A 23270-nucleotide genomic window follows, 5' to 3' on the forward strand; every position below is an offset into this window, starting at 1 on the left:
ATGAAAAGTCTACAGCGGCAACGTGGCGTAGTTTTATTTTTTGCACTGATACTGTTAGTGGTGATGACGTTTATTGGCGTCGCCCTCGCGCTTAATTCGGGGCAATCACTGCGTATGGCGGGCGCAGGCTCGGAGCGGGTTGATGCCAAAGCGGTGGCAGACGGTGGTTTGGCCGCGGTGCTAAACGGTATGTCTGGCGGTAACTTAGCAACATTGATGCAGCGTACTGAACGTAGCTTATTTAATGGCGCGCAAGTGCTTACCCCGCTGCCGCTGGTGGATGATGGTGCTGGCGGACTAAAGGTCTTGCCGCAGAACGTTTCCTGTAAACGTTCTGCCAATGCCAGCGATACCACACTGATTAGGTGTCGACGAGTAGAAGTATCCAGCTCGGTAGTTTATGGTCGCGACAACCTCGGTCAACTGACGGTGACAGAAGGTGTCGAGCAGCAAGTGCTTAATGGGAGCGGCTCATGAAAAGCAAAAAATTATTGGCCCTTTGGTGGTCTTTTGCCCTAGTGCTCTTATCGAGTCAGGCGCCTGCTGATGATACCGAGTTGTATGTTAATGCTAATACCACTGAAAAACCTAACGTACTGATTATATTTGATAACTCCGGCTCTATGGATACCTTGGAAACCGGTGTTGCGGCATCCTATGACCCTGATCGACAGTATGAGGCCGTCGGTTCTTCAAATTCCTATCAAGGTCGAATGATTTACTTCACCGTGGGTAGTGGTATGGATAACAGTTCGCTACCGGTGCCGGATAGTCCTTCGGAGTCACGTCGTTTTAATGATGCCATTAACGCTTGTACTGCAGCTAAACAGGCGTTGGACAAGTATGGCCGCTTTACTGGCTATATACGTGAGTACATTACCAAAGGCAACGGTAAAGGCACTTGGCAACCGCTGAAAGAGAACAGCGGCGCTGAGCTTAACAATCCGGTGGACTGTTTTGAGGATATTGAGTCTGGCCTTGGCGACAATAACGGTCGTTATCAAGCGGGTTTTCCGCAAAACAGTGTGCGAACTGGCGGCGACTATCAACCTTGGGGCGCTACTGCCGATATGGCGGTGGGTAATCAGTTTCTACAAGGGGAGCAGATAACGCTGTATACCGACAATTATCTGCGTTGGTATACCTTGTATCAAAATGGGCAGTTGGGCACGACGTCAGTCAGCCGCTTGGACATCGCTAAAGATGCCATTAAAGGCATCATCGGTAGTATGTCTTCGGTGAACTTCGGCCTAGCTGTATTCAATAAAGACTATCCAAACGAAGGTGATCGTGATGGTGGCCGTATCATTGCTGCGGTAAAACCGCGCACGATTGTAGAAAAAGAAAGCTTAATTAACTCAGTTAATAACTTAGACGCTGAAACTAATACACCGCTTTGTGAAACGCTGTACGAGGCATATCGCTACTTTAGTGGTCGTAGTGTGTATTTCGGCCACCGTGACGTTGGATACCGAGATGGTAACACTCCCCCCTATGATGTCGCGGCAGAAAAGAACGGCGTTTATGATTCTCCGTTGGGGGTCTGTAGTGATGTGGCATATATCATCTATATCACTGATGGTGAACCTACCCTCGATCACAGTGCAGATAGCTTAGTTAATTCATTATCCAGTGGCGCTAATTCTGGAGGTGAATACGGTGCTTTCACTTATGGTTACCAGTACAATCGTTATGGTTATACTGCATTACAAAGTTATATGCCTGCGCTCGCAAGCTACATGTACCACAATGACCAAATTCCTGCGTCGACCAGTTTTCAACGGGTGGTCACTCATACCATCGGTTTTGCGCTGGATGAAGACTCTAATGCTGAGCCACTGTTGATCGAAACCGCCAGACGTGGTGGTGGGCAGTACTTTGCTGCCAACAGCGTGGCTTCATTGCAATCAGCCCTAAGTAGCGTGTTGGATGAAGTGACCCGTACCGGCCAGCGCTTTTCAGCGCCAGGGGTTGCGGTAAACAACGCTGACCCAACCCGTACGTTAGATTCAGCTTATTACGCCGTCTTCTTACCATCGTTGGGCCCTCGTTGGGCTGGTAACCTTAAGAAATTTAAGGTCAGCGCGGCTGGTGCCATTGTGGATGCCAATAACGTCAATGCTATTAACAGCGATGGGGGGATTAAAGACCGCGACAATGGTGATGCCAATACTGCTTGCTCGGTGTGGAGTGATTGTCGCTCCCCTGACGGTAACAAAGTCGAAGAAGGCGGTGTGGCGCGTAAGATTAACCCTGATACACGTAACCTACTCAGTGACTTAGGCTCAGGACTCGTGCCGCTAACGAAAGCTGCTGCCAGTAGTTTTGCGGGTGGAGATAGTGAGCTCGCAACGTATATGGGGGTGGATACCTCGGTTGATTCTAACAGTTCTGCCCTTGATAAAGCATTCCGGTGGATTAAGGGTTACAACGTCGACTTAGATGAAAACGGTGATTACACTTCGAACGACTATAACGGCGTGCGCGGTGACATTATGGGTGATCCATTACACTCGCGGCCGTTGGTAATTGATTACGGCAGTAGTAGTGGTAGCAGTAATGTGATGATCTTTATGGGCACTAACCATGGTTACTTCCATGCGTTTCATGATACGGGTACCGATGTCTCGGAAAGCTGGGCCTTTATGCCATACGAGTTGCTACCAAACGTACAAACGTTAAGAGAAAACAATTACTCCAACGGACACAGTGTCTATGGTATCGACGGCTCACCGGTCGCTTATATTGAACGTGGTGACTCAGGCAATGTAACTAAAGCATGGTTATTTGTCGGTATGCGTCGCGGTGGCAGTTCTTACTATGGCTTTGATGTGACCACTCCAAGTTCTCCACGACTACTGTGGCACATTGACTCCGAAACGACAGGGTTTGGCGAACTAGCCCAGTCTTGGTCTATACCGGTGGTCACTAAACTGCCCGATTCGGATGACCCAGTGGTTATTTTCGGTGGTGGTTATAACTTAGGTTATGACTCTAATACAGGTGCTAACTCGGATGGCCGCGCCGTGTATGTGGTTGATGCTGAAACCGGCGCACTAAAACACACCTTTGGTGTGGGCGGGCAGGTTGCTCTAACCGGTATTGACAATGGTATTGCTGCGCAGATGGCTACTTTAGATAGTGATAGCAATGGCGTAACGGACCGCATTTATGCAGCAGACCTCGGTGGTAATATCTGGCGTATTGATATGCCAACTGCCGATGCAACGAAATGGAGTGGATTCAAATTTGCGGCTCTCAGCGGTGCTGCGGATAATACCTCTCGCCGTTTCTTTAATGCGCCAGTGATTGCGCAAACATATGTGACCAACTTGAACACGGTGACTTATATTGCCGCTGACGGTACCGAAAAGACTACCACTGCTTATGAAAATACCCCTCTTGATGCTTTGGCAATTGGTAGTGGCAACCGTTCAGGGCCGTTAAGTACTGAAACCCAAGATATGTTCTTTGTCGTGCAAGATCGCAATATCATCACTCAAACATTTGGTGGCTCAGGCAATGCCGCCGTGCCGAGTGCATTGACGATTGATGATCTTTACGATGTCACCTCTACCATCGTTGACACCGATACAGAGAATCTTGCCTTCGGCCAGAAACGTGGCTGGCGTTATGACTTTACCTCTGCTGGAGAGAAAAGCTTGTCCCGTCCGACGATTTTTGACGGTTATGTGTATTTCACCTCCTTTGTGCCAGCACAGGAGTCGGCGACCTCGGAAACTTGTTTAATTAGCTCCACTGGGCGATTGTACTCATTTGGTTTAGCTAAAGGTTTCCGTAGCGCCGTAACTGAGTATGAGGAGATTTGTAAGGATTGTATCCCGCCAGAATTGCCGCCGATAACGCCGCCAACGGCAGAAGGAGAAACCTCTGGTGAGTTGCTGTTTATTCTCGGTAGTGGTGAGTGTGATGAATCGGGTGATAATTGCACGGGGACTATTACGCCAAAATCGACATCACCGCTGACCCGTTATCGCCTGTATTACCATGTAAATGAGTAAACGATATGAAGAAGTTATCTGGTTTTACCTTGATTGAATTGATGATTGTGGTGGTGATTATTGGCATTTTGGCGTCGATAGCCTATCCGTCCTATGTCGATTACATCACCAAGAGCAATCGTTCGGAAGCGCATGCAGCGCTGATGCGAGTTGCTAATTTGCAAGAACAGTATTATTTGGACAACAAAGCCTATACCACCGATCTGAAGGAGCTAGGGCTTAGCGCTTCGCCATTCACCACTGAACATGGCATTTATGAGGTGAGTTCGGCGGGAACTTCATCATTTACAGTATCCGCCAAAGCCTTAGGTTCACAGGCAACACGAGATACAAGTTGTGGCACTATCACGATTACTGACACTGGTGTGAAAGGCCCCGGAGGATGCTGGTGATGAGTAAAATCCTATTAGCAATTATGTGCATCAGTGCGCTGTTAATGGCTTTGCCTAGTTACGCTGAAAAGGCCAAGAAGCAAGATTTCAAATGTTATCTTGATTCTACCGCAGGTGATAAGGTGATGTTCTTTAGGTGGCTAGAAGAGGAAAAACTGAAGCAGCAAGCAGGCCTAATTGCTCGAAAAGTGTCCTCTGGCGGCCAAGATATCTATATCAAAAGCGTGATGGAATGTGTGCTGCTGGGGCAACCATTTAAGAGTGCGAAGGCGAATAAGTTGGATGAGAAAACAGTGCGTTAGCCTAGGTGCTGTTAGTGCTGAAGAACTACACGCCACATCACCTGCCTTGCGTAAATCACGCTCTGCTTACTGCCAAAATAATTCAGTAAAGCTCAACAGCCCCTAGCTGTTAAATATCGAGTGATAAAACAAAGCCGCTTTGCAGCGGCTTTGTTGTTTTAGTTTAGTCCTGATGCGCATCAATATAGCGTTTGCGTTTCTTCGGTTTAAGTGCCTCGATATCAACTAACACCAATCCATCAATACAGTCACCAAAGTCGGCATCAACGCCAAAATCTAAAAAGCTGACACCGTTCGGCTGACACACCTCACCATATTGTTTGTATAAGGTCGGGACTGCCACGCCCATGGTGGCTAAGGTCTGTTTTAACAGCTTAAAAGCGTCGTCGTAGTCCAATCCTTGATACAACTGATCTAGCTGCTGACGGCGGTTCACACTGAGTTCAAATGGATGGAATGAGTGGCAATAATCTGCTGTTGCAGGAAATTGGCTTTGATAGAAATGCACCAACATCTCTTTGGCGACAGGAGGCAGTTGATTGCTGATGGTCACTGGGCCAAACAGGTAGCGGTATTCAGGGTGCTTCGCCAGAAAGGCACCGATGCCGAACCAGAGATAATCTAAACTGCGTTTACCCCAATATTTCGGCTGTACAAAGCTGCGGCCCAGTTCTAAGCCTTGAGCAAAAAACTCATCAAAGCTGGCTTGGTAGCTAAATAGCGACTCGCTATACAACGATAATCCTTGTTGATGAAGTCTTTGAGCGCTAGCAAAACGGTAAGCACCAACGATTTCTAACTCGTCGCGGTCCCACAACACCAGATGCCAGTAATGCGGATCATATTGGTCTGTGTCACGGCGTTTGCCAGTACCTTCGCCAACCGCGCGAAACGACAACTCACGTAAGCGGCCGATTTCACGCATGATCGGGCTGCTTTGATGATGTTGATACAGGTAAATCTGTTTCGCATCCTGCGTCTCACCAAGGAGTTCACATTCAGCCAAGGCGCGTTGCAGTGCTTGGCGTTCTTCAGGGTGAGCGATTGCACTTTGGGTGCTAAAAATCCCCGGGCGATTCTTGCCGATACGATATAGATGATTCTTTAACAGGTTCACCTTGGTTTTGAGCGAGAAGTCATTACCGTTCACCACATCGGCAGCAATGAGTGCACCGATGCGTACCGGTATGGTGCGGTTGGTTTGCTTAAACATCTCTTTAACTAACATCAAGGTTGCTAACGGCTTGTACAGCATTGATGCACCGTAAAACGCCGCGGAGTTTTTCGCGTTAACAAACATCGGCAGTAACGGGGCGTTGCAGCTTTGGGCTAAACGTAAAAAGCCTGAATGCCAACGAGTATCGCGGATCCCATTAGGCCGCAGCCGCGAGACTTCACCAGCAGGGAAAATCAGCACTGCGCCGTCTTGATTCAGATGCTGGTGGATTCTTTCCAACTGTTGCTTGGGCGTGCCGCCGGTCATATTGCGTACCGGCAGCAGCAGATTATGTAGTGGCGTGAGCTGCATCAGCAGTTCGTTAGCGACGACTTTTAGGTCACTACGGATTTCACTAATCAGCTTAATCAGTACCAGTGCATCGAGCGAGCCGATGGGATGATTGGCAAAAATTACCACTCGGCCGGTTGGCGGCAGGTTTTCGAGTTCCACATCGGGCACGGTGTAGGCGATGTTGAAGCGTTGTAGCACTTGCTCGACAAAGTCTTGCCCTTGCAGATGACTAAATTCGGCGGCGATGTCGTTGCACTGCTGCTCGTTGAGCATAAAGCGCAGCATGGCTTTGGTGGGCTTAGCTAACCAAGGTTTGTTGTTGAGGGTAGGGAGGTTATCTTCTACAACTTTATCGACAGTAAATATCATATTCAGCCTTATCGATGGCAACACCGCAGGCGGTCACCGAGCGGCTGGGCCTTATCGCGGCAGATTTGAATTTACTGTAGCGAGGGTGTTTGACTGCACTATGACGATAGCGTGGCAGAATGATGACAGCCCTGCCGAAGCGGCAGGGCCAATAGAGAAGAATTAGAAGAACATGTGCGCCATACCTGCAATCACTGGCAGGGTGACTAAGGTACGCAGCAAGAAAATGATAAACAGCTCGCCCGCATTCACAGGGATTTTGCTACCAATCAGCAGTGCACCCACTTCACTCATGTAAATAAGCTGGGTGACCGATAGCGCGGCAATCACAAAACGGGTGATGTCGGCTTGGATGGCATCACTCGCCAAAATGGACGGGATAAACATATCGGCAAATCCCACCACAATGGTTTTTGAGGCTTCAACCGCTTCAGGTAACTGCAACAGTTCTAACAGCGGTCTAAATGGCATACCGAGGTAGTCAAATATTGGCGTGTGTTCGGCAATGATCAGCGCGGTCGTACCAATTGCCATCACCACGGGAATGATGCCAAAAATCATGTCAATCACGTTCTTGCCGCCTTCAGTCAGCAGTTGCTTTACGCCACCAAAGTTACTGGCTTTTTGCATGGCGAGATGAAAACCCCATGACAATACGTGGTGATGTTCGGGCACGGCTTCATCATGCTCTTGGCGAGGTGAACCATCAATGTACGTGTCTTTTTTCCAGCGTAGCGGTGGCAGACGTGGCACCACTACGGCGGCAACTAATCCTGCTAAGCACACCGTCAGATAGAAGGGCACAAACATCGCTTCCAGTTTTACTTGGGCAATGACCACCAAACTAAAGGTGATGGATACAGCGGAAAATGTAGTGCCGATAATTGCAGCTTCACGCTGGGTGTAATACTTGTCTTCATATTGTTTGCTGGTCAGCAGAATGCCGACGCTGCCATCACCCAGCCAAGACGCCACGCAATCAATCGCGCTACGTCCAGGTAGGTTAAACAGCGGCCGCATAATGGTGGTCAGCAAGGTACCGAATAGCTCCAATAAGCCAAAATTAAGCAGCAGTGGCAGTAATAAGCCGGCGAAGAAAAACACACAAAACAGTGTTGGCAATAAGTCATTTAGCACCAAACCGCCAGTGTCTGAAGAGGTGATGACATCACTACCAAGATGAAAATAGGTGAGGAAGATAAACACCGCGCCTAACAATCGCATGCTTAGCCAAAATAGATTAACGTTCAATAGGTTATTTAAAAAACCATTGGTGCGAATGAACTTGGGACGTATCAGCTTTACCGCCAAGCTAACCACCGCCATTACCAATACGACGACAGTTAATAACCCGGTAATGGCATTGCCAATGCCTGCTTGTAATGCTTTAGCCATCAGCGCGACAGGAATGGTCACCGCATCGTCGTAACTGATCGGCGTCATAAACAGGAAAACGCCAATAAGCGATGGCACGATAAAGGTCAGTAATTGTTTTAATGAATGTTTTTTTATTGTTGTCACATCAATTATCCATTGTTGCTTAGCGGCGAGTAATGATTTGGGGGGATCGCCAATTCACTGTATAACAGCGGCAAAAGGCTAAGGTTACCTGTTAGCTAATGGCTTGTAAATTTACCGCGGTCAAAAGCGCAGGATTTGGCTGCAATTATGGACGCTGTGGCGCACAAAATAGTGGCGCAATTTAATTAAGTGAGTTTGGTAAACTTAAATAACATGAAAAGCTAATGTGGCTAATGTTATTATTTCTTCGATAGTTTTTGTCCATATCCGCTTCGGCTTTGACGCTGGTCAAACATTCTTCACGGTGAATCATTAATCTTACGAGCGTCCGATTTAAGGAAACGACAATCATGGAAAAACACACACGATTAGCCCGGCTCGCTGTTGGATTTGGTGGCTTGGGTGTATTCGGGATTGTCGCCAGTGTCGCTATTGCACTGGCGGGCGCGGCTGCGTCTGCCAGTTATGCAATTTCTCCACTGAATTACACCATGAGTGAGTTGGGCAATTATGGCCATTCACCGCTGGCGGTGGTGCTAAACGGTGGCCTGTTTTTTGGCAGCTTGTGTTTAGTGCTGTTTTGCTTGTATTCAATGCCGCTGACTAAATCAGTCTCAGGCGCGCTGTGTTACTTATCGATGGCCTTTGCCTGTTTTACGCTAGCGGGCATTGGGCTGTTTCCGCTCAATGTGTACCATTTGCACATCATCATGCTGAAGTGGTTTTTCATTCTCGGCTCGTTGAGTGCACTGTTTTACTTGGTCAATCTCGCCTTGGGCTTTCAACAAGTGTTTAAAACTTGGTCATGGTTTCCCGCAGGCTTGGCGCTAGTAGGGCAGTCTAGTTTTCTATTACTGCCACTATTTAAGTTGGGGCTTACCGACGGTGATCGGCCGTTCTACCACGAGATGGTGTTGGAAGGCGGCAGGCCCGACGTGTGGTTACCTGCCTGTATTGAATGGTTTAGTTTTTCGGTCTTTATCCTGTGGATTTTGACACTGCTAATCGATAAATATTACTGCTTACGCCGCCAGCTGCGTTAAACTTGGCTCATGCCAGCGGCATCATACCAATAGCCGTTGCAAGTGAGTTGATGTTGGCTCAGTGAGCGCTCGCCTTGCATGAGCGCATCGGTAAACGCCACGCTAGCAATACTGTCAGGCGATACCCTAAACCAATCCACTCCTAGTTGTTCCATCTGCGGTATTTCATCCCGTAAATCCATACATGCGGCCGATTGTGTTTGAATGCCGTTAAGTCGTAGTAATGGCTGATGCTCCAACGTTTGGCTTAGCAGCCCACGCTGATAGTTGGCGCAAATAGTCTCGCAGTTGTCTTTATTCAAACCATGATGGCGGGCGGTAAAGCAACGGGCGGAATGCGCCAGCGGCAGATAACCATAACCGAGCACCTCAATCTCAAACTGTGGCTGCTGCTCAGTGATAGTGCTTAGCCATTGTTTAGATAAATCCACTGGCATCACAAAACGTTGCATGCCCCAACTGGCGAGCTTGTTAAGGCTGGTCAGATTGTAGTTATTGATGCTTGGGCCACACACAAACGGCAACTGCAACTGGCTGGCAAGCGCCACAGTGCCCATGTCGTTGGCTTCAACCAGAAACTCACCATTCTCAAGCTGCTTTTTAAGCTCTGTGATTTCGGAACGAGACTCGACTAACGCGAGCGTGGAAATGACCACCGATTTACCCGCATCACGTAACATCTGCGCTAGCGCTAGATAATCGCCAAAGCGGAGTTTACGCCGTTTACTGCACACGGTTTCGCCGAGATAAATCAGCGGAATATGACTATTGGCGGCGGCTTGGTAAAACGCCTCAACCGCCGGTTTGTCCCAGCAATACTGCAATGGGCCGAGAGAAAACTGCATGTTGATATCCTATTGCCAACTGCGCTGATAAGCGCCTGCGGTGGTTGCTTGTCCTTCCGACACTTTGGTGAGCACTTGTTGCCAGATGGCGCGACTTTGATACTGCTCAGGGGCATGCAAATAAGTATCGATGGCCTGGCGCCATACCTTCGTCACCTGTGACACATACGCAGGGCTGCGTTGCCGCCCCTCAATTTTGAGTGAGCCAACGCCGGAACGTGCCAACTCCGGCAGCAGTTCGAGTGTGCTTAAGCTGGTGGGCGATTCGAGAATAAACTCCGGCTGTTCGGCACCATCAGCAAGATAGCGGCCTTTGCAGATCACCGGATAGCCAATGTTTTCCTCAACGCCAGTTTTATCCACTAACACCTCATTTAAGCGAGTAAGCCGTTCACCGTTGGCTTCGTGCCAGCGCACATGTTTTGCTGGAGAGCAGGAGCCGCCACGGTTAGGTGATTCCCCCGTGACGTAAGATGACAGTTGGCAGCGGCCTTCCGCCATAATGCACAAGCTGCCAAAGGCAAACACTTCCAGTTCTACGCTGGTATCTTTGGCGAGATCGCGGATCTGTTTCAGTGATAACACCCGTGGTAGCACCGCGCGGCGAATACCAAACTCTTGCTGGAAAAAGTTGAGTGCAGCAGCGTTGGTGACACTGGCTTGCACCGATAGATGCAGTGGCAGCTGTGGATGTCGCTGGCTGGCATAATCGAGCAGTGAGATATCCGCCATGATTAACGCATCGGCTTGATAATCTGCCGCCGCGTTGATGGCATCGTACCAGCGTTGCTCTTGCCCCGTTTGCGGGAAGGTATTGATGGTCAGATACATCTTTTTGCCAGCGCGTTTTACGATGGCGGCAGCTTGCTTCAACGTGTCGGGAGTGAAATTGAGTCCAGCAAATGAGCGGGCATTAGTATTGTCTTTGATGCCCAGATAAATCGCATCGGCGCCAGCGTTGATTGCGGCTTTCAACGATGCCATGTTGCCCGCAGGGCAGAGGAGTTCCATGAATCTATCTCTTGCATTCCATCAGAGCAGGAATATTAACGGGGATAGATATTCATGAAATTGATTTAAAACAGCATTATCCACATAAACAGCCAGTAAACTTAGCTCATTTTTACCCGTGGATGATGCCATCAATGCCGTTTATTTTCCCTCGCCAGATAGCAGATGCTGTGATTAGTAAAGCGCCAAACCTGTTAGCTAAACCATTAGTACTCACCCCATTTCCGCTGAAAAAACAGCTATTGCTGCAACTAAGCCGAGCGTTATTGCAGGAAGCATTGGCTCAAGGTGCGTTGGCGTTTCTTACCGATAAATGGGTTGCTATTGAAGTCACCGATTTACAGCTCAGCTTTGAAATAGGCTATCAGCAGGGATTACTCGTGCGGCCTGTTACCGCTGCGGATGTGACCTTCCGCGCGAAGAGCGATGACTTGTTACTGATCGCAGCAGGGATTGAAGATCCCGATTCGCTGTTCTTTCGCCGAGAACTATCGATTGAAGGGGACACCGAACTTGGCTTACAAGTGAAAAATTTACTGACATCACTCGATCATGACCAACTAGCACCCGTGCTGAAGTTAGGCTTGTCATCTGTGTCTAAGGTATTAGTTTGGTTGCAGCAACAGTCTTCAACCAAAACCGCAATCTACTTGTAAATGCGAATAAAAAAATAGCGACCCGAAGGTCGCTTTAATAAGTAAGTTTGGTTGCGCTAACACCAAAAAAATAGGGAGAATGATGATGAACAAAAATCGTTTCAATTAATCAGACTCGGGAAATTCACGTTAGTTCCAAAGTTTTTTGCGAATGACTAAAAATATTTCGATACACGGTTTTTAGACAAAAAAATAGGCAGTCATTTGACTGCCTGAACTCTTTAGGTGGAACGGTTGTGCGCTAGTCCAACTGTTCCTAGGGAGGAGAATGATGAAACAGATTCGCTTCATAATTTATGACTATAACCTGTGAAAGAAGTTCAGAATTTTTTTTAAAAAACCAAAAAAAGCGGCAACCTAAGGTTGCCGTTAAAATATAAGTAGTTGGAGATGAATAATAACTTGCGCGCTAGAACAAGTGTTATTCAGGAGACAAAACACATTAAGCAGTTTCATAACTTCTGACTGGGCTAAATGGTAAAAGTTCCGAGAGCCACCATAAATTTTAGTTTGAGTCGTTCGGTTAGCCGCAGTATTGAATTCATGGATAGCGTTTGATGTTTATCTGTTAATCGCCCTAGCAGTTGGTTTGATAATCCTGCGCCGCCTACCGCCTACCGCCTACCGCCTACCGCCTACCGCCTACCGCCTACCGCCTACCGCCTACCGCCTACCGCCTACCGCTTACCGCTTATCGCTTACCGCTTATCGCTTATCGCTTACCGCTTATCGCTTACCGCTTATCGCTTACCGCTTATCGCTTACCGCTTATCGCTTACCGCTTACCGCTCTTTACTTCTGCCTCGCAACTCGCAACTCGTAATAGAGGCGTAAAAAAAGGACCCCGGAGGGTCCTTCTTGATTTAGACATCTAAAGCGTGATTATTCAGCAGTTGCTGCTGTCCAATCATGCGCTTTGTCGATACCGTTTGCGCGACCAGCGGCGTGGCAAGTTGCACAAGATTCAACAGGTACGTTAACTGATTCATTCAAATCGTCGGCAACAGTTGCACCATTAGATTTGAAGTGAGCCAGTGCAGAACTGCTGGTATGGCATGCACGGCAAGCTTCGGCTACTGGAGAGATGTAGTAAGTTGTACCTACAACTGCATTGGTTTCGAAGTTGCTAGTGTCACTCAGCAATGCTGCTTCATCTTTTTGTGGTTGAGTGATGCTGATAGCAATACTTTGGCGATCAGAAGTCAACATGCCATCATTACCAAACAGCGCATCTGATGTATGGCATGCTGCGCAGTTAGCTGATGGTGCAGGATAACCGTGCAGTGTTTTGCTGCCATCCAAGAAGATACCTTCAGGAGATGTACCGTCATTCATGTTACCGCTATGGAAACGGTGCGCTACAGTGGCGAGATCGCGGTTGTAGAAGCGAGCACCTGAATCCTTAACTGTGCTAACACCATTGGCGTCAGTCAGCACTAGGTTAGTGAATGGATGGTATGAACCTTGGTAGGTGTTGTTGTGACAATCCATACATTGGTCGAAGGTGTATACGCCGTGACGACTACCCTTGATATAGTCAAGAGAAGTGTGGCAAGCGTTACATTTGGCTTCGGCAATGGTAATGCGAGCTGGGTCGGCCATACGAGCGATTTGATTCGCGGCAGTGACTTCAGCACCAGATCCGATATCAAAGAATTTGACAGTGGATTTCACACCTACAGGATCTGTTGAGCCAAAGTGTGCATCGGCTGAAGTACACGCTACTGGAGTACCGTCTTTTTGTGCACAGAAGTTAGCTTCAGTACCAACATAAACCACACCTGCGGTAGCTGTTGTGGCAACAGTTAAGGTCACTTCACCTTTAGTCGCGTCGGTTACTGAACCTGAAGTACTTGCGAGTGTTGGGCGAGTTCCCCAACGAGTCACAGTACCGTTGCTATCTACTCCGCCCAAAAGCACGCTTTTCACTGACAAAATACCTAATTGAGCAATATCAGTAATCGGTTGTTTGTTAAGCGTTACATTTGCTTTGATGGTCAAAGTACCCGCATTAACTTGAGCACTAGTGAAATCAACAGTCAGGTTTTCAGCGGCAACAGCGCGCGCGCCCACTGCGTGGGCAACTTCTGGTGACAGACCGCCAGTACCATGGCAGCTAGCACATTGTGAGTCATCAGCTTGCGCTAATGAGAATGAAGCGTGGTTTGCGCCAGTAGCAAAGTCGATATTGGTGTGACAACCACCACATGCAGCACGTGTTGGCTCATCTTTCCAAGTAGTCTTGCCTTCGTCTTGACTGTGACAAACAGTACATTGATCTAACGGAGCAGGATAGCCAATTTCAGACCATTCTTTTGTTTGAATAAAGCCATATTGAGCCAATTCAGCTAAGTGAGCGCCGCCGTGGATACGGTGGATCATGGCTGGTAGGTCAAATACATAACCTTCTGCAGCTTGCTCTTCACTAGGTTGAGTTGCTGGGTTATGGCAGAACACACAGTTTTCTACGCTTTGATAGTTGCTGTGAGCTGAGATGTTGGCGATGTTACCTGTGGTGCCACTTTCAGCGTGACATTGTTTACATGCAGCATCCGCGACAGTGTCTTTACCGGTAGTGACGCCAGTTTCACCTGTTGCAGGGATGTAGTCGATGCTACCCAGAATTTTGTCGCTGATTGACTTGCCGTTGGCGTCGGTGGTGTTATAAACACGAATCATCACGCGGTGTGGCGCATTCAAATCGTCAGCAGCATTCATGATAGGCGCAGTACCTTCATGTGCCCAAGTACCTGTGTAAGTACCTGGGTTAGCTGGGTCTTCAACCAATGTACATGCTTCGCCAGTTTGGCCACGTGAAGTATAAGTACCATCTAAGGTACAGTACATTGAATGCGCACCAGCGGCATCGCCGTTGTTTTGCCAGTAAACGGATGGGCCGTTGCTAGTAGCATTGGTGACTGCGGTAATAGAGTAAATCGCAATCATATCCAGACCAGTGAGCGGAGTTGCTGCACCTGCTTGGTTTTTAGCGTTAGCTGAGAATTTCAGTGCAAAAGTGCCGCTACCCGCCAGAGTATTTTCAGCTGGGTCGATCGTAAAGGTTACGTCGCCTGCTTGATAAACGGTTGAAACAACGTCGCCAGCATTCAGGCCATCTTGACCGTCAGCGCCGTTGCTACCGTCTGCGCCGTTCACACCGTCTTTGCCGTCGTCACCGCCACAGGCGGTTAGAGCGAGCATGCCAGACAGCATAAGCGCCAGTAATGACATGTTATGATTTTTCATCATTGCGTCCCTTATTTAAATTATATTGACTGCTATTGCAGTACCGTAAATATACCTATAACTAATGGGGTATTACTTTAGTAAGTGTTCGATTTGTGAAACATGGGTTAAGAAATCGATATGGAAATTTCGAAAAGTGAAATCTGTAATTTCGCAAAACGCTACGCAGATGAAAAAGTGACAAAATATGCAGTTGAAATGCAAAAAGAAGCCTTGTTTGGCTTCTTTTTAATGTAAATGATAATGACTATTAAGTACCAAATTGGCGTAAATCTGACTCACAATGAAAGTTGAGCAGACGTGTAACTATCTCAATAATTATTTGCCGTTGAGTGTCATTGTATCGGCGATAATTTTCTGATTTTTCAATGAGGTTATATGAAGGCATCGAAATGGTACGGTGCAGTTTGTCTACTTCTGATTTAGGTAATACTTCGGTCCGTAACCCCGTCACTTGTTCGATGTGACATAATTCTGTCGCCGGTGCAAAAGCGATGCTGCCCATAGTGAGTAGATGTGCATACCATTCTTCGATATCTGAAACGCAGTCGATGTCGTTTAACGGGATGTTTTCCTGTTGGCAGTAGAGTTCCAGTGGATCAATCCGCTCATTGAACCCTTTGATGGCAAGGTAGACAAACGGATAACGCGCTATTTCTGTTAACGTAAGTAAAGCTGCGTTTTTCCAGATGGGATGGTCCTCGCGGCAGATTAAGCCGAGTTCCGCCACATCCCCTAAATTGGTGGTAATCAACTCTTGGTTGTCTGGAAATTCCAATGTGAGACCAAGATCCATTTCGCCGCTATGAATGAGATCTGCCGAGTCATCTTGCCATTTATATAAGCGCACTTTTCCAAGACGATTACGAAAATCGGCTTGGCCACAGATGTGTGATAAGGCGGACATTAGTCCATAACCGACAGCGATGTGAATACCGTCATCCGCGCGGTAGTCACGGCTTTTTTTGGCTTGTAACTCTAATTGATACACCGACTGAATAAAATCGCAGACCGGCTGGTAGAGGGTTTCTGCTAGCGGCGTTGCTTTGAGTTTTTGTTGACGGCGATAAAATAACTCGTCATCAAATGCTAACCGCAGCGAACTAAGGCATCGGCTGATCTTAGGGGCAGAGACAGATAACTCCCTTGCCGTTATGTTAGCGTGTCCCGTTTCATAGATATTTTTAAACACCATCAGTGTAAAAATATCTAGCTCACACAGTTGTTTTAGCAGTCTGCTAGTCATAATTATTATCAGCCTTTCTGATGAGGCAAGTTACAAAAGTTTCTTATCTCACATAATGCTAAACAATCTTATGACATTTGACTGTGATGTTTACGGGGGAGAGCTATCGAAAATAGAAAAAAGTGGCGAAAATGAGAGTCAAATCACGCCACACAGTGAACGAAAACCACGTTATTTACTCTGCTTCGAGTAATTCTTTGTCAGCTCTCGGTGAGTTTTTGAGAAGCGATGGCACATCTTCTAGCAAGTGCAATTGTTCTTTTAAACGAACACCAATGAATTGTCCGCCGTCAAAAATCTCCATATTGCTGCAGGAAACTTCGCCTTCAACCTGTCCGCGCTCAGTAATCACCAGCTTTTCGCACATTAATTTACCTTTGAAGCAGCCCGACACGCGCAATTCCACGCATCTTAGTTGGCCATCGACCACACCATTTGGCTCAATAGAGACACTGCGCTCAGCGTGGATTTCACCTTGTAATGCGCCGCCAACTAAAGTATCGCCATCAAAATACACTGTGCCGGTAATGCTGGTGCCTTTAGCGATATAGGTGATATCAGATTTCTTTTTACTACTTTTAAACATCCTGAAGTGACATCCTGTTAATTTTCAGCTTAGGGGATGTTACCGAGATGAGGCCAATAAGAAAACCATTAATAATTGGCGTTGTGACGGAATGAGAGTTGGTCGTGGTGGATTGTTAATAATTTGCTGTTTGATTGGGCAGGTGACAATTGTTTGGCGGAAATGGCTGATGAGATGTTTGCCCTTCACAAATAATAACGCCTGATGTTTTTATCAGGCGTTATTATGGATTAGCTAGGGGCTGTTTATCTTAGTGTTTAATTTTTGTTCAAATTAAGCGCGTTATGAACGAGGCGCGGCCTGCGACGCTTAGTCAACTAAGCAAGCTGGGGGCAACAAAGTTCAGGATGCGTTTAAATGAACCCTTCGGGCATCGACAGAGCGCAATTTATTCAGCGTTAGGTGCTGTTTGTGGAGAATAACTACACGGCACATCACCTGCCTTGCCTAAATCACGCTCTGCCTGCTGCAAAAACAACCAGCAAAGATAAACAGCCCCTAGACTGTTGACTACTTAAGCGCTGCAACAAAGCTTTTCAAGTAGTCGGTAAACTCTGAACCGACTTCTTTATGACGCACAGCGTGCTCAATAACCGCTTGCAAGTAACCGAGTTTGTTACCGCAGTCATGGCTTTTACCTAACATGTAATAGGCATCAACCTGTTCGCGTTCCATTAGCATGGCGATGGCGTCGGTTAACTGAATCTCACCACCTGCGCCAGAAGGTGTTTTGGCAAGCAGCGGCCAAATGGCGGCTGGCAGCACATAACGACCAACTACGGCGAGGTTTGATGGTGCTTCGTTAACTTTGGGTTTTTCTACCAATTGTTCCAATGGTGCGCTACCGCCAGGTTGCAGGTCATGACCATTCACATCGGCGATACCATATTGATGCACCATCGCTTCTGGCACGCCTTCGACCATGATCTGACCGTGTTGGTTTTCATCGTACAGTCTTACCATCGCGGCAAGGTTATCCTTCGCCAGATTACTGCTAGCACTGTCGATCAGTACATCAGGCAGGATCACGGCAAATGGATTATCGCCGACGACCGACTTAGCACACAAAATTGCATGGCCTAAGCCTTTGGCTTCCGATTGACGCACACTGATAATGGTAACGTCATCAGGGCAGATGGATTGCACTTCGTTCAATAGCTGACGTTTTACACGGCGCTCAAGTTGGGCTTCCAACTCAAAACTGGTATCAAAATGGTTTTCGATAGAGTTTTTACTGGCGTGTGTCACTAACACAATCTCTTTAATGCCAGCTTCAATAGCTTCATTGACAACATACTGGATCAACGGGCGGTCAACGACCGGCAGCATCTCTTTTGGGATAGCTTTGGTGGCTGGCAGCATGCGAGTACCCAAGCCTGCCACAGGGATAACAGCTTTGCGAATTGTGCTTTTCATAGACATCCTTTTCAGTGCTATGTGAATTGAAATTTTGGATCACGCTATTCTAATTGTGGTTGATACTAATACCACTTAATTTTGCTTAACTCATAGCTTTTGCTGACTATTTTGTCGTTTTGACAGCCTTGGTTCATGTTTTGTTTGTTTTTTACAACATATCAACAATTCATTTTAAGCTGTTACGCGTCGTTTGCAGGTTTTTATCTTCTCAGTTGAACTATTTGTGGTGGTTTTTTGTACATCAATATCGTCAGGCTGTAAAGAAGCCTTGCCACTCTGTCACGATCCCTCTACCTTATAGTAAATACGGCTGGCATGGCTTTTGTCATTAAGCCAATGATCCCGAGAATGAAGAAAAATTAGGGAAAATGTTTATGCGGTTGGAAGTCACCTGCCTAGATCGCGTCGGTGTGGCAAAGGATATTTTGACGGTGCTGGAGCGATACAGTATCAACTTAGTGTCTATTGATGCGATGACTAAAGGTCGTCTTTATTTACAGTTCGCTGAAGTGCCTTTTGATATTCTCAAAGAGCTTATGCCTCAGATCCGCAAGGTTGATAGTGTACACGATGTGCGCACGGTGGCGATTATGCCATCAGAGCAAGAGCGCTACGCCTTAAAAACCTTACTCAAAACCCTTCCTGATGGTGTGTTTTCGCTAGATGCCAAAGGTGCGATTCGTTTTGTTAATGAATCCGCGCTATTTATGCTCGGCATGCAAGAGCATGAAGTACAGGACGAACCGCTCAATCATTGGGTACAGGGGTTCAATTTTAGCCGCTGGTTGAGTGAATCGCAGGTGCACGGACAAACGGCGCGGGTTCACATTGGGGTTGATGAATACCTCGCCGAAATGCTCCCCATTGAGCTGCCAGAAGATGAGCAACATTCGCTGTTGGCCGGTGCGGTTATCACTCTTAAAACCCCTGATCGCGTTGGCAAGCAGTTTAATGCGTTGCAGCGCCGTTATAAGGGGTTCGAGAATGTGCTGGCCGTCAGTGATAAGCTGCAAGATGTGGTCAATCAAGCACAGCGCATGGCGCAATTAGACGCACCGTTATTGATTACCGGAGAAACGGGGACGGGCAAAGAGATGATGGCACGTGCCTGTCACGATGCTAGTATGCGCCGAGAAAAACCGTTTGTAGCTATCAACTGTGCGGCGATCCCTGACAGCGCGGTCGAAGAGGAGCTGTTTGGCTATGTGACCAACGGTAAGTTGATGAAGCATGGCTTTTTTGAGGAAGCCAAAGGCGGCACCGTGTTTCTCGATGAAGTGGCTGAGATGAGTAATGCGGCGCAGATTAAACTGCTGCGCTTACTGCAAGACGGCAGTTTTCGACGTGTTGGTGGTGAGGAAGACATTCGACCGGATATTCGCATCATCTGCTCTACGCAAGAGAACCTCGCCAAACGTTGCCAAGAGGGCAAATTCCGCGAGGATTTATACTATCGCATTCACGTGTTGGGCTTTCATCTGCCAGCGTTGCGTGAGCGTCGCAGCGATATCATTCCGTTGGCAGAAATGTTTTTGGAACACTACAGCCAACAGCTTTCTTGCCCAATAAAACGCATTTCGACCAAGTGCCGCAACTTCCTACTTGCTTATGCTTGGCCGGGCAATGTGCGCCAACTGAAAAATGCTATTTTCCGTGCCGTTTCCATGTGGGACGGGGTTGCGAATGAACTCACCATTGACCAGCTTAAATTGCCGTCTTATGAAGAGGGGCAGGGCTATTTCGAGGGGGACTTTGACGGTACGTTAGATCAAGCGATGAAGAAGTTTGAGTCGAGCTTGCTACGCCGTTTGTATCCGTCGTATCCGAGTACGCGGCAGTTGGCTAAAAAACTGGGGGTGTCCCATACCGCCATTGCCAATAAGCTCCGTGAATACGGCATTAATAAGGCGAAGTAATTAGCGCCAGCGTGATAACCATATTGTGAAAAAATGAAAAAGCGCCAAGCAGATTGGCGCTTTTTCGTGTGCGGTAATCGAACTGACGTTATGTGTGCACTTTGAGTGCAACCACGTTAGTAGTCACTCTCGATAACACTTAAATACTTTGCTCTTCAACGCCACCAAGCTTGATAAATAGCGTGTTGAGCAGCGCGATGATTTCACCGGTCATCAGGACAAAGTCGGCATCCAGTTTTGCCAGCGGATCTTCACCTGCCACATCATCAGTTTGGGCACGGAATTCTTCGGCAAATTTCAGGCGACGAATACCCGCATCAGATTGCAACACAAAGCTGATCGATTGTTCAAACTGAATCGCCAGTTTATGTACTTGCTTGCCAGCTTCGAGGTGAGCAAGCACTTCATCTTCGGTGAGATTCTGTTGCTTAAAGCGCACAATACCGCCTTCATCGGCGGCGGATTTCAGCTCAGCTTCGTCTTGCATGTAGAACGGTACTGGCAGCTCACCTTGTTTCAGCCAATCGGTCAGTTGTAGTTCAATCGGGGTAGCGAAACTCACAGGAACCACAGGCAAGCTACCAATTGCTTTACGCAGCAAGGCCAGTAACTCTTCCGCTTTGGTGGCGCTACTGCTATCAACAATCAGTAGTTGCTGTTCAGGTAAAATCACCGCATGAATTTGGCTACGGCGGCTGAATGCGCGTGGCAGCAGCGTGGTGGTAATTTCGTCCTTTAGCGCGTCTTTTTCTTTTTTGGTGATTTTGCGGTTTTCTTCATCTTCTAGCAGCGCGACTTTTTCTTCGAGCGCTTCTTTGATGACTTGAGAAGGTAAGATTTTCTCTTCTTTGGTGGCACAAATAAGATGGCGTTGATTAGCGCTATGTACTAACGATTGGCCGATTTTGCCAAAGGCCTTACTGAAGCCAAACTTGCTAATATCCTGACTTGAGCACGGGTGAAATTGATAAGCTTCCAGTGCTTGTTCTAATTGCTCGGTTTCAATCGCAAAAGGTTTATTGAAACGATAAAGGGTAAGATTTTTAAACCACATATTCACTGCTCACTTGTAACGGGATCGGCAGTGTAAGCCATCTTTCTAGCGCGGTAAACTGCGGTCACATTATCGCCAAATTGCACTGATTCAAAGATTTAACCAAATTGTCATATTTATTCCATGGGCTCTCAAAGCCCCATGGTTGCTGACTTTTTGGGATTATTCCACCATGAATTTTCACCATTTTGTACTGGGGCCATTTTAGATGAAATAAAACTGCAACATGCTGTCTGCAAACTTGCGCTCGTTCCAAATCCATAACCAAGGCGAATATAACGTCGAAAGGAAATAATGATGAACGCAATTTGCAAAACCCTACTCGCTACCGCTATCGCTTCTGCTTGTATCGCCTCTGCACAAGCAGCTGACCCATTGACTGTTTACGGCAAACTGAACGTAACAGTACAGTCAAATGACGAAGATGGTGAATCTGAAACAGCGGTACAAAGCAACGCTTCTCGCCTCGGCGTTAAAGGTGAGTACGATTTAGGTAACTCACTGAGTGCTTTCTACCAAGTAGAATATGAAGTAGCTACTAACGATGACAGCAGCAACAACTTCAAAGCGCGTAACCAGTTTGTTGGTCTGAAAGGTAACTTTGGTGCGCTGTCTGTTGGCCGTCAAGACACCATGATGAAAGTGTCACAAGGTAATGTTGACCAATTCAATGACTTGTCAGGTGACTTGAAAAGCCTGTTCAAAGGTGACAACCGTATCGAACAAACGGTTAACTACGTTACTCCAGCGCTGGGCAATGTAAGATTGGGTGTAACTTACGCTGCTGAAGCGTCGAATTCTCAAGACGGCGAAAGCGGTGTATCGGCAGCGTTGATGTATGGTGATGCCGCCTTGAAAAGCACACCTATCTACGCCGCTATTGCGTATGATTCAAAAGTGAAAGGTTACGATATCGTGCGCGCTACAGTGCAAGGCAAAATTGCTGACCTGAAGTTGGGCGCAATGTATCAGTCTCAAGAAGAGTCTGAAGGCGATGCGGATAGCGTTGATGGCTATTTGTTAAGTGCCGCCTACGATATCAATGCCGTGACCTTAAAAGCTCAGTATCAAGATATGGAAGATACCGGTGATTCATGGTCAGTCGGCGCAGACTACAAATTGGCTAAGCCAACTAAATTGTTTGCCTTCTACACCACCCGTTCAATGGAAGGTGTATCAGACGATGACAACTACATCGGCCTGGGTCTGGAACACAAGTTCTAAACTGCCTTTGTTGTAAAAAAACGCCAGCGCTGTCTGGCGTTTTGTTTTTGGGTTACTCGTGCAGCAATCTATGCCAAAATGACGCGAATATTACCGATAAGTTGCTGGTTATTCATAAATCTGTCATAAAATTGTCCAATAATAACCGCGTGTCATATTACTTAAAGAAGCGACCATGACTGCAAGAATTTTGATTGTTGAAGACGAAGCTGCAATTCGCGAAATGCTCACGTTTGTGATGGAACAACATGGCTTTGCCACCAGTGCTGCCGAAGATTTTGAATCTGCCTCTGCCTTGTTAACTGAGCCTTACCCCGATCTGATTTTGCTTGATTGGATGTTCCCAGGTGGCAGTGGTATTCAGTTTGCCAAAACCCTCAAACAAGATGAGTTTACCCGGCAAATCCCTATCATTATGTTAACCGCTCGCGGTGAAGAGGAAGATAAAGTCAAAGGCCTTGAAGTAGGTGCCGATGACTACATTACTAAACCGTTTTCGCCCAAAGAGCTGGTGGCCCGTATCAAAGCGGTATTGCGCCGTGCGGCACCCACCCGTTTAGAAGATACCATTGAAGTTCAAGGCTTGACCTTAGACCCAGTTAGTCACCGCGTCACGGTGGGCGAAAATGTGCTGGACATGGGGCCGACCGAATTTCGCTTGCTGCATTTCTTTATGACACACCCTGAACGCGTTTATTCACGCGAGCAATTATTGGACAACGTTTGGGGCACTAACGTGTATGTAGAAGACCGTACCGTCGATGTGCATATTCGCCGTTTGCGTAAGGCGGTTGAGCCGTCAGGTCACGATAACTTGATCCAAACTGTTCGCGGTGCGGGTTATCGTTTTTCAACGCGCACCTAGTAACGTGGCCGTCATTGCACGGTTACCGCAAGCTATAATGTGC

19 protein-coding genes are annotated in these 23270 nt (G+C 47.4%); 10 read left to right on the forward strand and 9 right to left on the reverse strand.

What is annotated here, in order from left to right; translation table 11 throughout:
* From L9G74_RS02335 to L9G74_RS02350, 4 genes are read left to right on the forward strand one after another with little or no spacing between them, the layout of a single operon-like run.
* Positions 1–477 (forward strand): pilus assembly PilX family protein, encoded by a 477-nt coding sequence (locus tag L9G74_RS02335; protein WP_238894664.1) that lies wholly within the window; start codon positions 1–3, stop codon positions 475–477.
* The gene (locus L9G74_RS02340) at positions 474–4022 is read left to right on the forward strand and encodes a pilus assembly protein (RefSeq protein WP_238894665.1); all 3549 of its coding nucleotides are present in this window, start codon (positions 474–476) and stop codon (positions 4020–4022) included. The genes L9G74_RS02335 and L9G74_RS02340 overlap by 4 nt, the downstream gene beginning before the upstream one ends.
* 5 nt (positions 4023–4027) lie before the next feature.
* Positions 4028–4414 carry a type IV pilin protein gene (locus tag L9G74_RS02345; RefSeq protein WP_238894666.1) on the forward strand — a complete coding sequence of 129 codons (387 nt, stop codon included), beginning with the start codon at positions 4028–4030 and terminating at the stop codon, positions 4412–4414.
* The gene (locus L9G74_RS02350) at positions 4414–4716 is read left to right on the forward strand and encodes a TapY2 family type IVa secretion system protein (RefSeq protein ID WP_238894667.1); all 303 of its coding nucleotides are present in this window, start codon (positions 4414–4416) and stop codon (positions 4714–4716) included. The genes L9G74_RS02345 and L9G74_RS02350 overlap by 1 nt, the downstream gene beginning before the upstream one ends.
* Positions 4717–4879: 163 nt before the next feature.
* Here L9G74_RS02350 and olsF read toward each other — a convergent pair whose 3' ends face one another.
* Positions 4880–6595 carry a bifunctional ornithine lipid synthase OlsF gene (olsF, locus tag L9G74_RS02355; protein WP_500142654.1) on the reverse strand — a complete coding sequence of 572 codons (1716 nt, stop codon included), beginning with the start codon at positions 6593–6595 and terminating at the stop codon, positions 4880–4882.
* A 162-nt stretch (positions 6596–6757) separates the two neighbouring features.
* The gene (locus tag L9G74_RS02360; RefSeq protein WP_238894720.1) at positions 6758–8038 is read right to left on the reverse strand and encodes a YjiH family protein; all 1281 of its coding nucleotides are present in this window, start codon (positions 8036–8038) and stop codon (positions 6758–6760) included.
* Between the two features lie 428 nt (positions 8039–8466).
* Between L9G74_RS02360 and L9G74_RS02365 the strand changes: the two genes are divergently transcribed.
* Entirely contained in the window at positions 8467–9159 is a 693-nt protein-coding gene (locus tag L9G74_RS02365; protein ID WP_238894668.1) for a DUF998 domain-containing protein, read from the forward strand.
* Here the strand turns inward: L9G74_RS02365 and L9G74_RS02370 are convergent.
* Together L9G74_RS02370 and ubiU are read right to left on the reverse strand one after the other, a co-directional pair.
* Positions 9156–10004, reverse strand: a complete 849-nt coding sequence (locus L9G74_RS02370; protein WP_238894669.1) for a U32 family peptidase — start codon at positions 10002–10004, stop codon at positions 9156–9158. The genes L9G74_RS02365 and L9G74_RS02370 overlap by 4 nt on opposite strands.
* A 9-nt stretch (positions 10005–10013) precedes the next feature.
* Positions 10014–11015, reverse strand: a complete 1002-nt coding sequence (gene ubiU, locus L9G74_RS02375; protein WP_238894670.1) for a ubiquinone anaerobic biosynthesis protein UbiU — start codon at positions 11013–11015, stop codon at positions 10014–10016.
* An 11-nt stretch (positions 11016–11026) separates the two neighbouring features.
* Here ubiU and ubiT point away from each other — a divergent pair, with 11 nt between their 5' ends.
* The gene (gene ubiT / locus L9G74_RS02380) at positions 11027–11671 is read left to right on the forward strand and encodes a ubiquinone anaerobic biosynthesis accessory factor UbiT (RefSeq protein ID WP_275297205.1); all 645 of its coding nucleotides are present in this window, start codon (positions 11027–11029) and stop codon (positions 11669–11671) included.
* 535 nt (positions 11672–12206) lie between these two features.
* Complete coding sequence (locus L9G74_RS02385) at positions 12207–12494, forward strand: hypothetical protein (RefSeq protein WP_238894671.1); 288 nt, start codon at positions 12207–12209, stop codon at positions 12492–12494.
* Between the two features lie 59 nt (positions 12495–12553).
* Here L9G74_RS02385 and L9G74_RS02390 read toward each other — a convergent pair whose 3' ends face one another.
* The 4 genes from L9G74_RS02390 to galU form a co-directional block, all read right to left on the reverse strand.
* On the reverse strand, positions 12554–14920 hold the full coding sequence (locus tag L9G74_RS02390) for an OmcA/MtrC family decaheme c-type cytochrome (RefSeq protein WP_238894672.1): 2367 nt from the start codon (positions 14918–14920) through the stop codon (positions 12554–12556).
* 247 nt (positions 14921–15167) lie between these two features.
* Positions 15168–16163 (reverse strand): LysR family transcriptional regulator, encoded by a 996-nt coding sequence (locus L9G74_RS02395; RefSeq protein ID WP_238894673.1) that lies wholly within the window; start codon positions 16161–16163, stop codon positions 15168–15170.
* Positions 16164–16338: 175 nt separating this feature from the next.
* Complete coding sequence (locus L9G74_RS02400) at positions 16339–16749, reverse strand: bactofilin family protein (protein WP_238894674.1); 411 nt, start codon at positions 16747–16749, stop codon at positions 16339–16341.
* Between the two features lie 510 nt (positions 16750–17259).
* Positions 17260–18165: a UTP--glucose-1-phosphate uridylyltransferase GalU gene (gene galU, locus L9G74_RS02405; RefSeq protein ID WP_238894675.1), complete on the reverse strand. Its 906-nt coding sequence runs from the start codon at positions 18163–18165 to the stop codon at positions 17260–17262.
* Between the two features lie 377 nt (positions 18166–18542).
* Here galU and tyrR point away from each other — a divergent pair, with 377 nt between their 5' ends.
* Positions 18543–20084: a transcriptional regulator TyrR gene (gene tyrR / locus L9G74_RS02410; RefSeq protein WP_238894676.1), complete on the forward strand. Its 1542-nt coding sequence runs from the start codon at positions 18543–18545 to the stop codon at positions 20082–20084.
* 139 nt (positions 20085–20223) lie between these two features.
* Here tyrR and rdgC read toward each other — a convergent pair whose 3' ends face one another.
* Entirely contained in the window at positions 20224–21138 is a 915-nt protein-coding gene (gene rdgC / locus L9G74_RS02415; RefSeq protein ID WP_238894677.1) for a recombination-associated protein RdgC, read from the reverse strand.
* A gap of 294 nt (positions 21139–21432) precedes the next feature.
* On the opposite strand from rdgC, the gene L9G74_RS02420 reads away from it, so the two are divergent.
* Both L9G74_RS02420 and phoB read left to right on the forward strand, forming a co-directional pair.
* Entirely contained in the window at positions 21433–22362 is a 930-nt protein-coding gene (locus tag L9G74_RS02420) for a porin (protein WP_238894678.1), read from the forward strand.
* A gap of 175 nt (positions 22363–22537) precedes the next feature.
* On the forward strand, positions 22538–23227 hold the full coding sequence (gene phoB, locus L9G74_RS02425; protein ID WP_238894679.1) for a phosphate regulon transcriptional regulator PhoB: 690 nt from the start codon (positions 22538–22540) through the stop codon (positions 23225–23227).
* Positions 23228–23270 lie beyond the last annotated feature (43 nt).

Origin of the sequence: Shewanella electrica (assembly GCF_022321485.1) — a bacterium.
Taxonomy (GTDB): Bacteria; Pseudomonadota; Gammaproteobacteria; order Enterobacterales; family Shewanellaceae; genus Shewanella; species Shewanella electrica.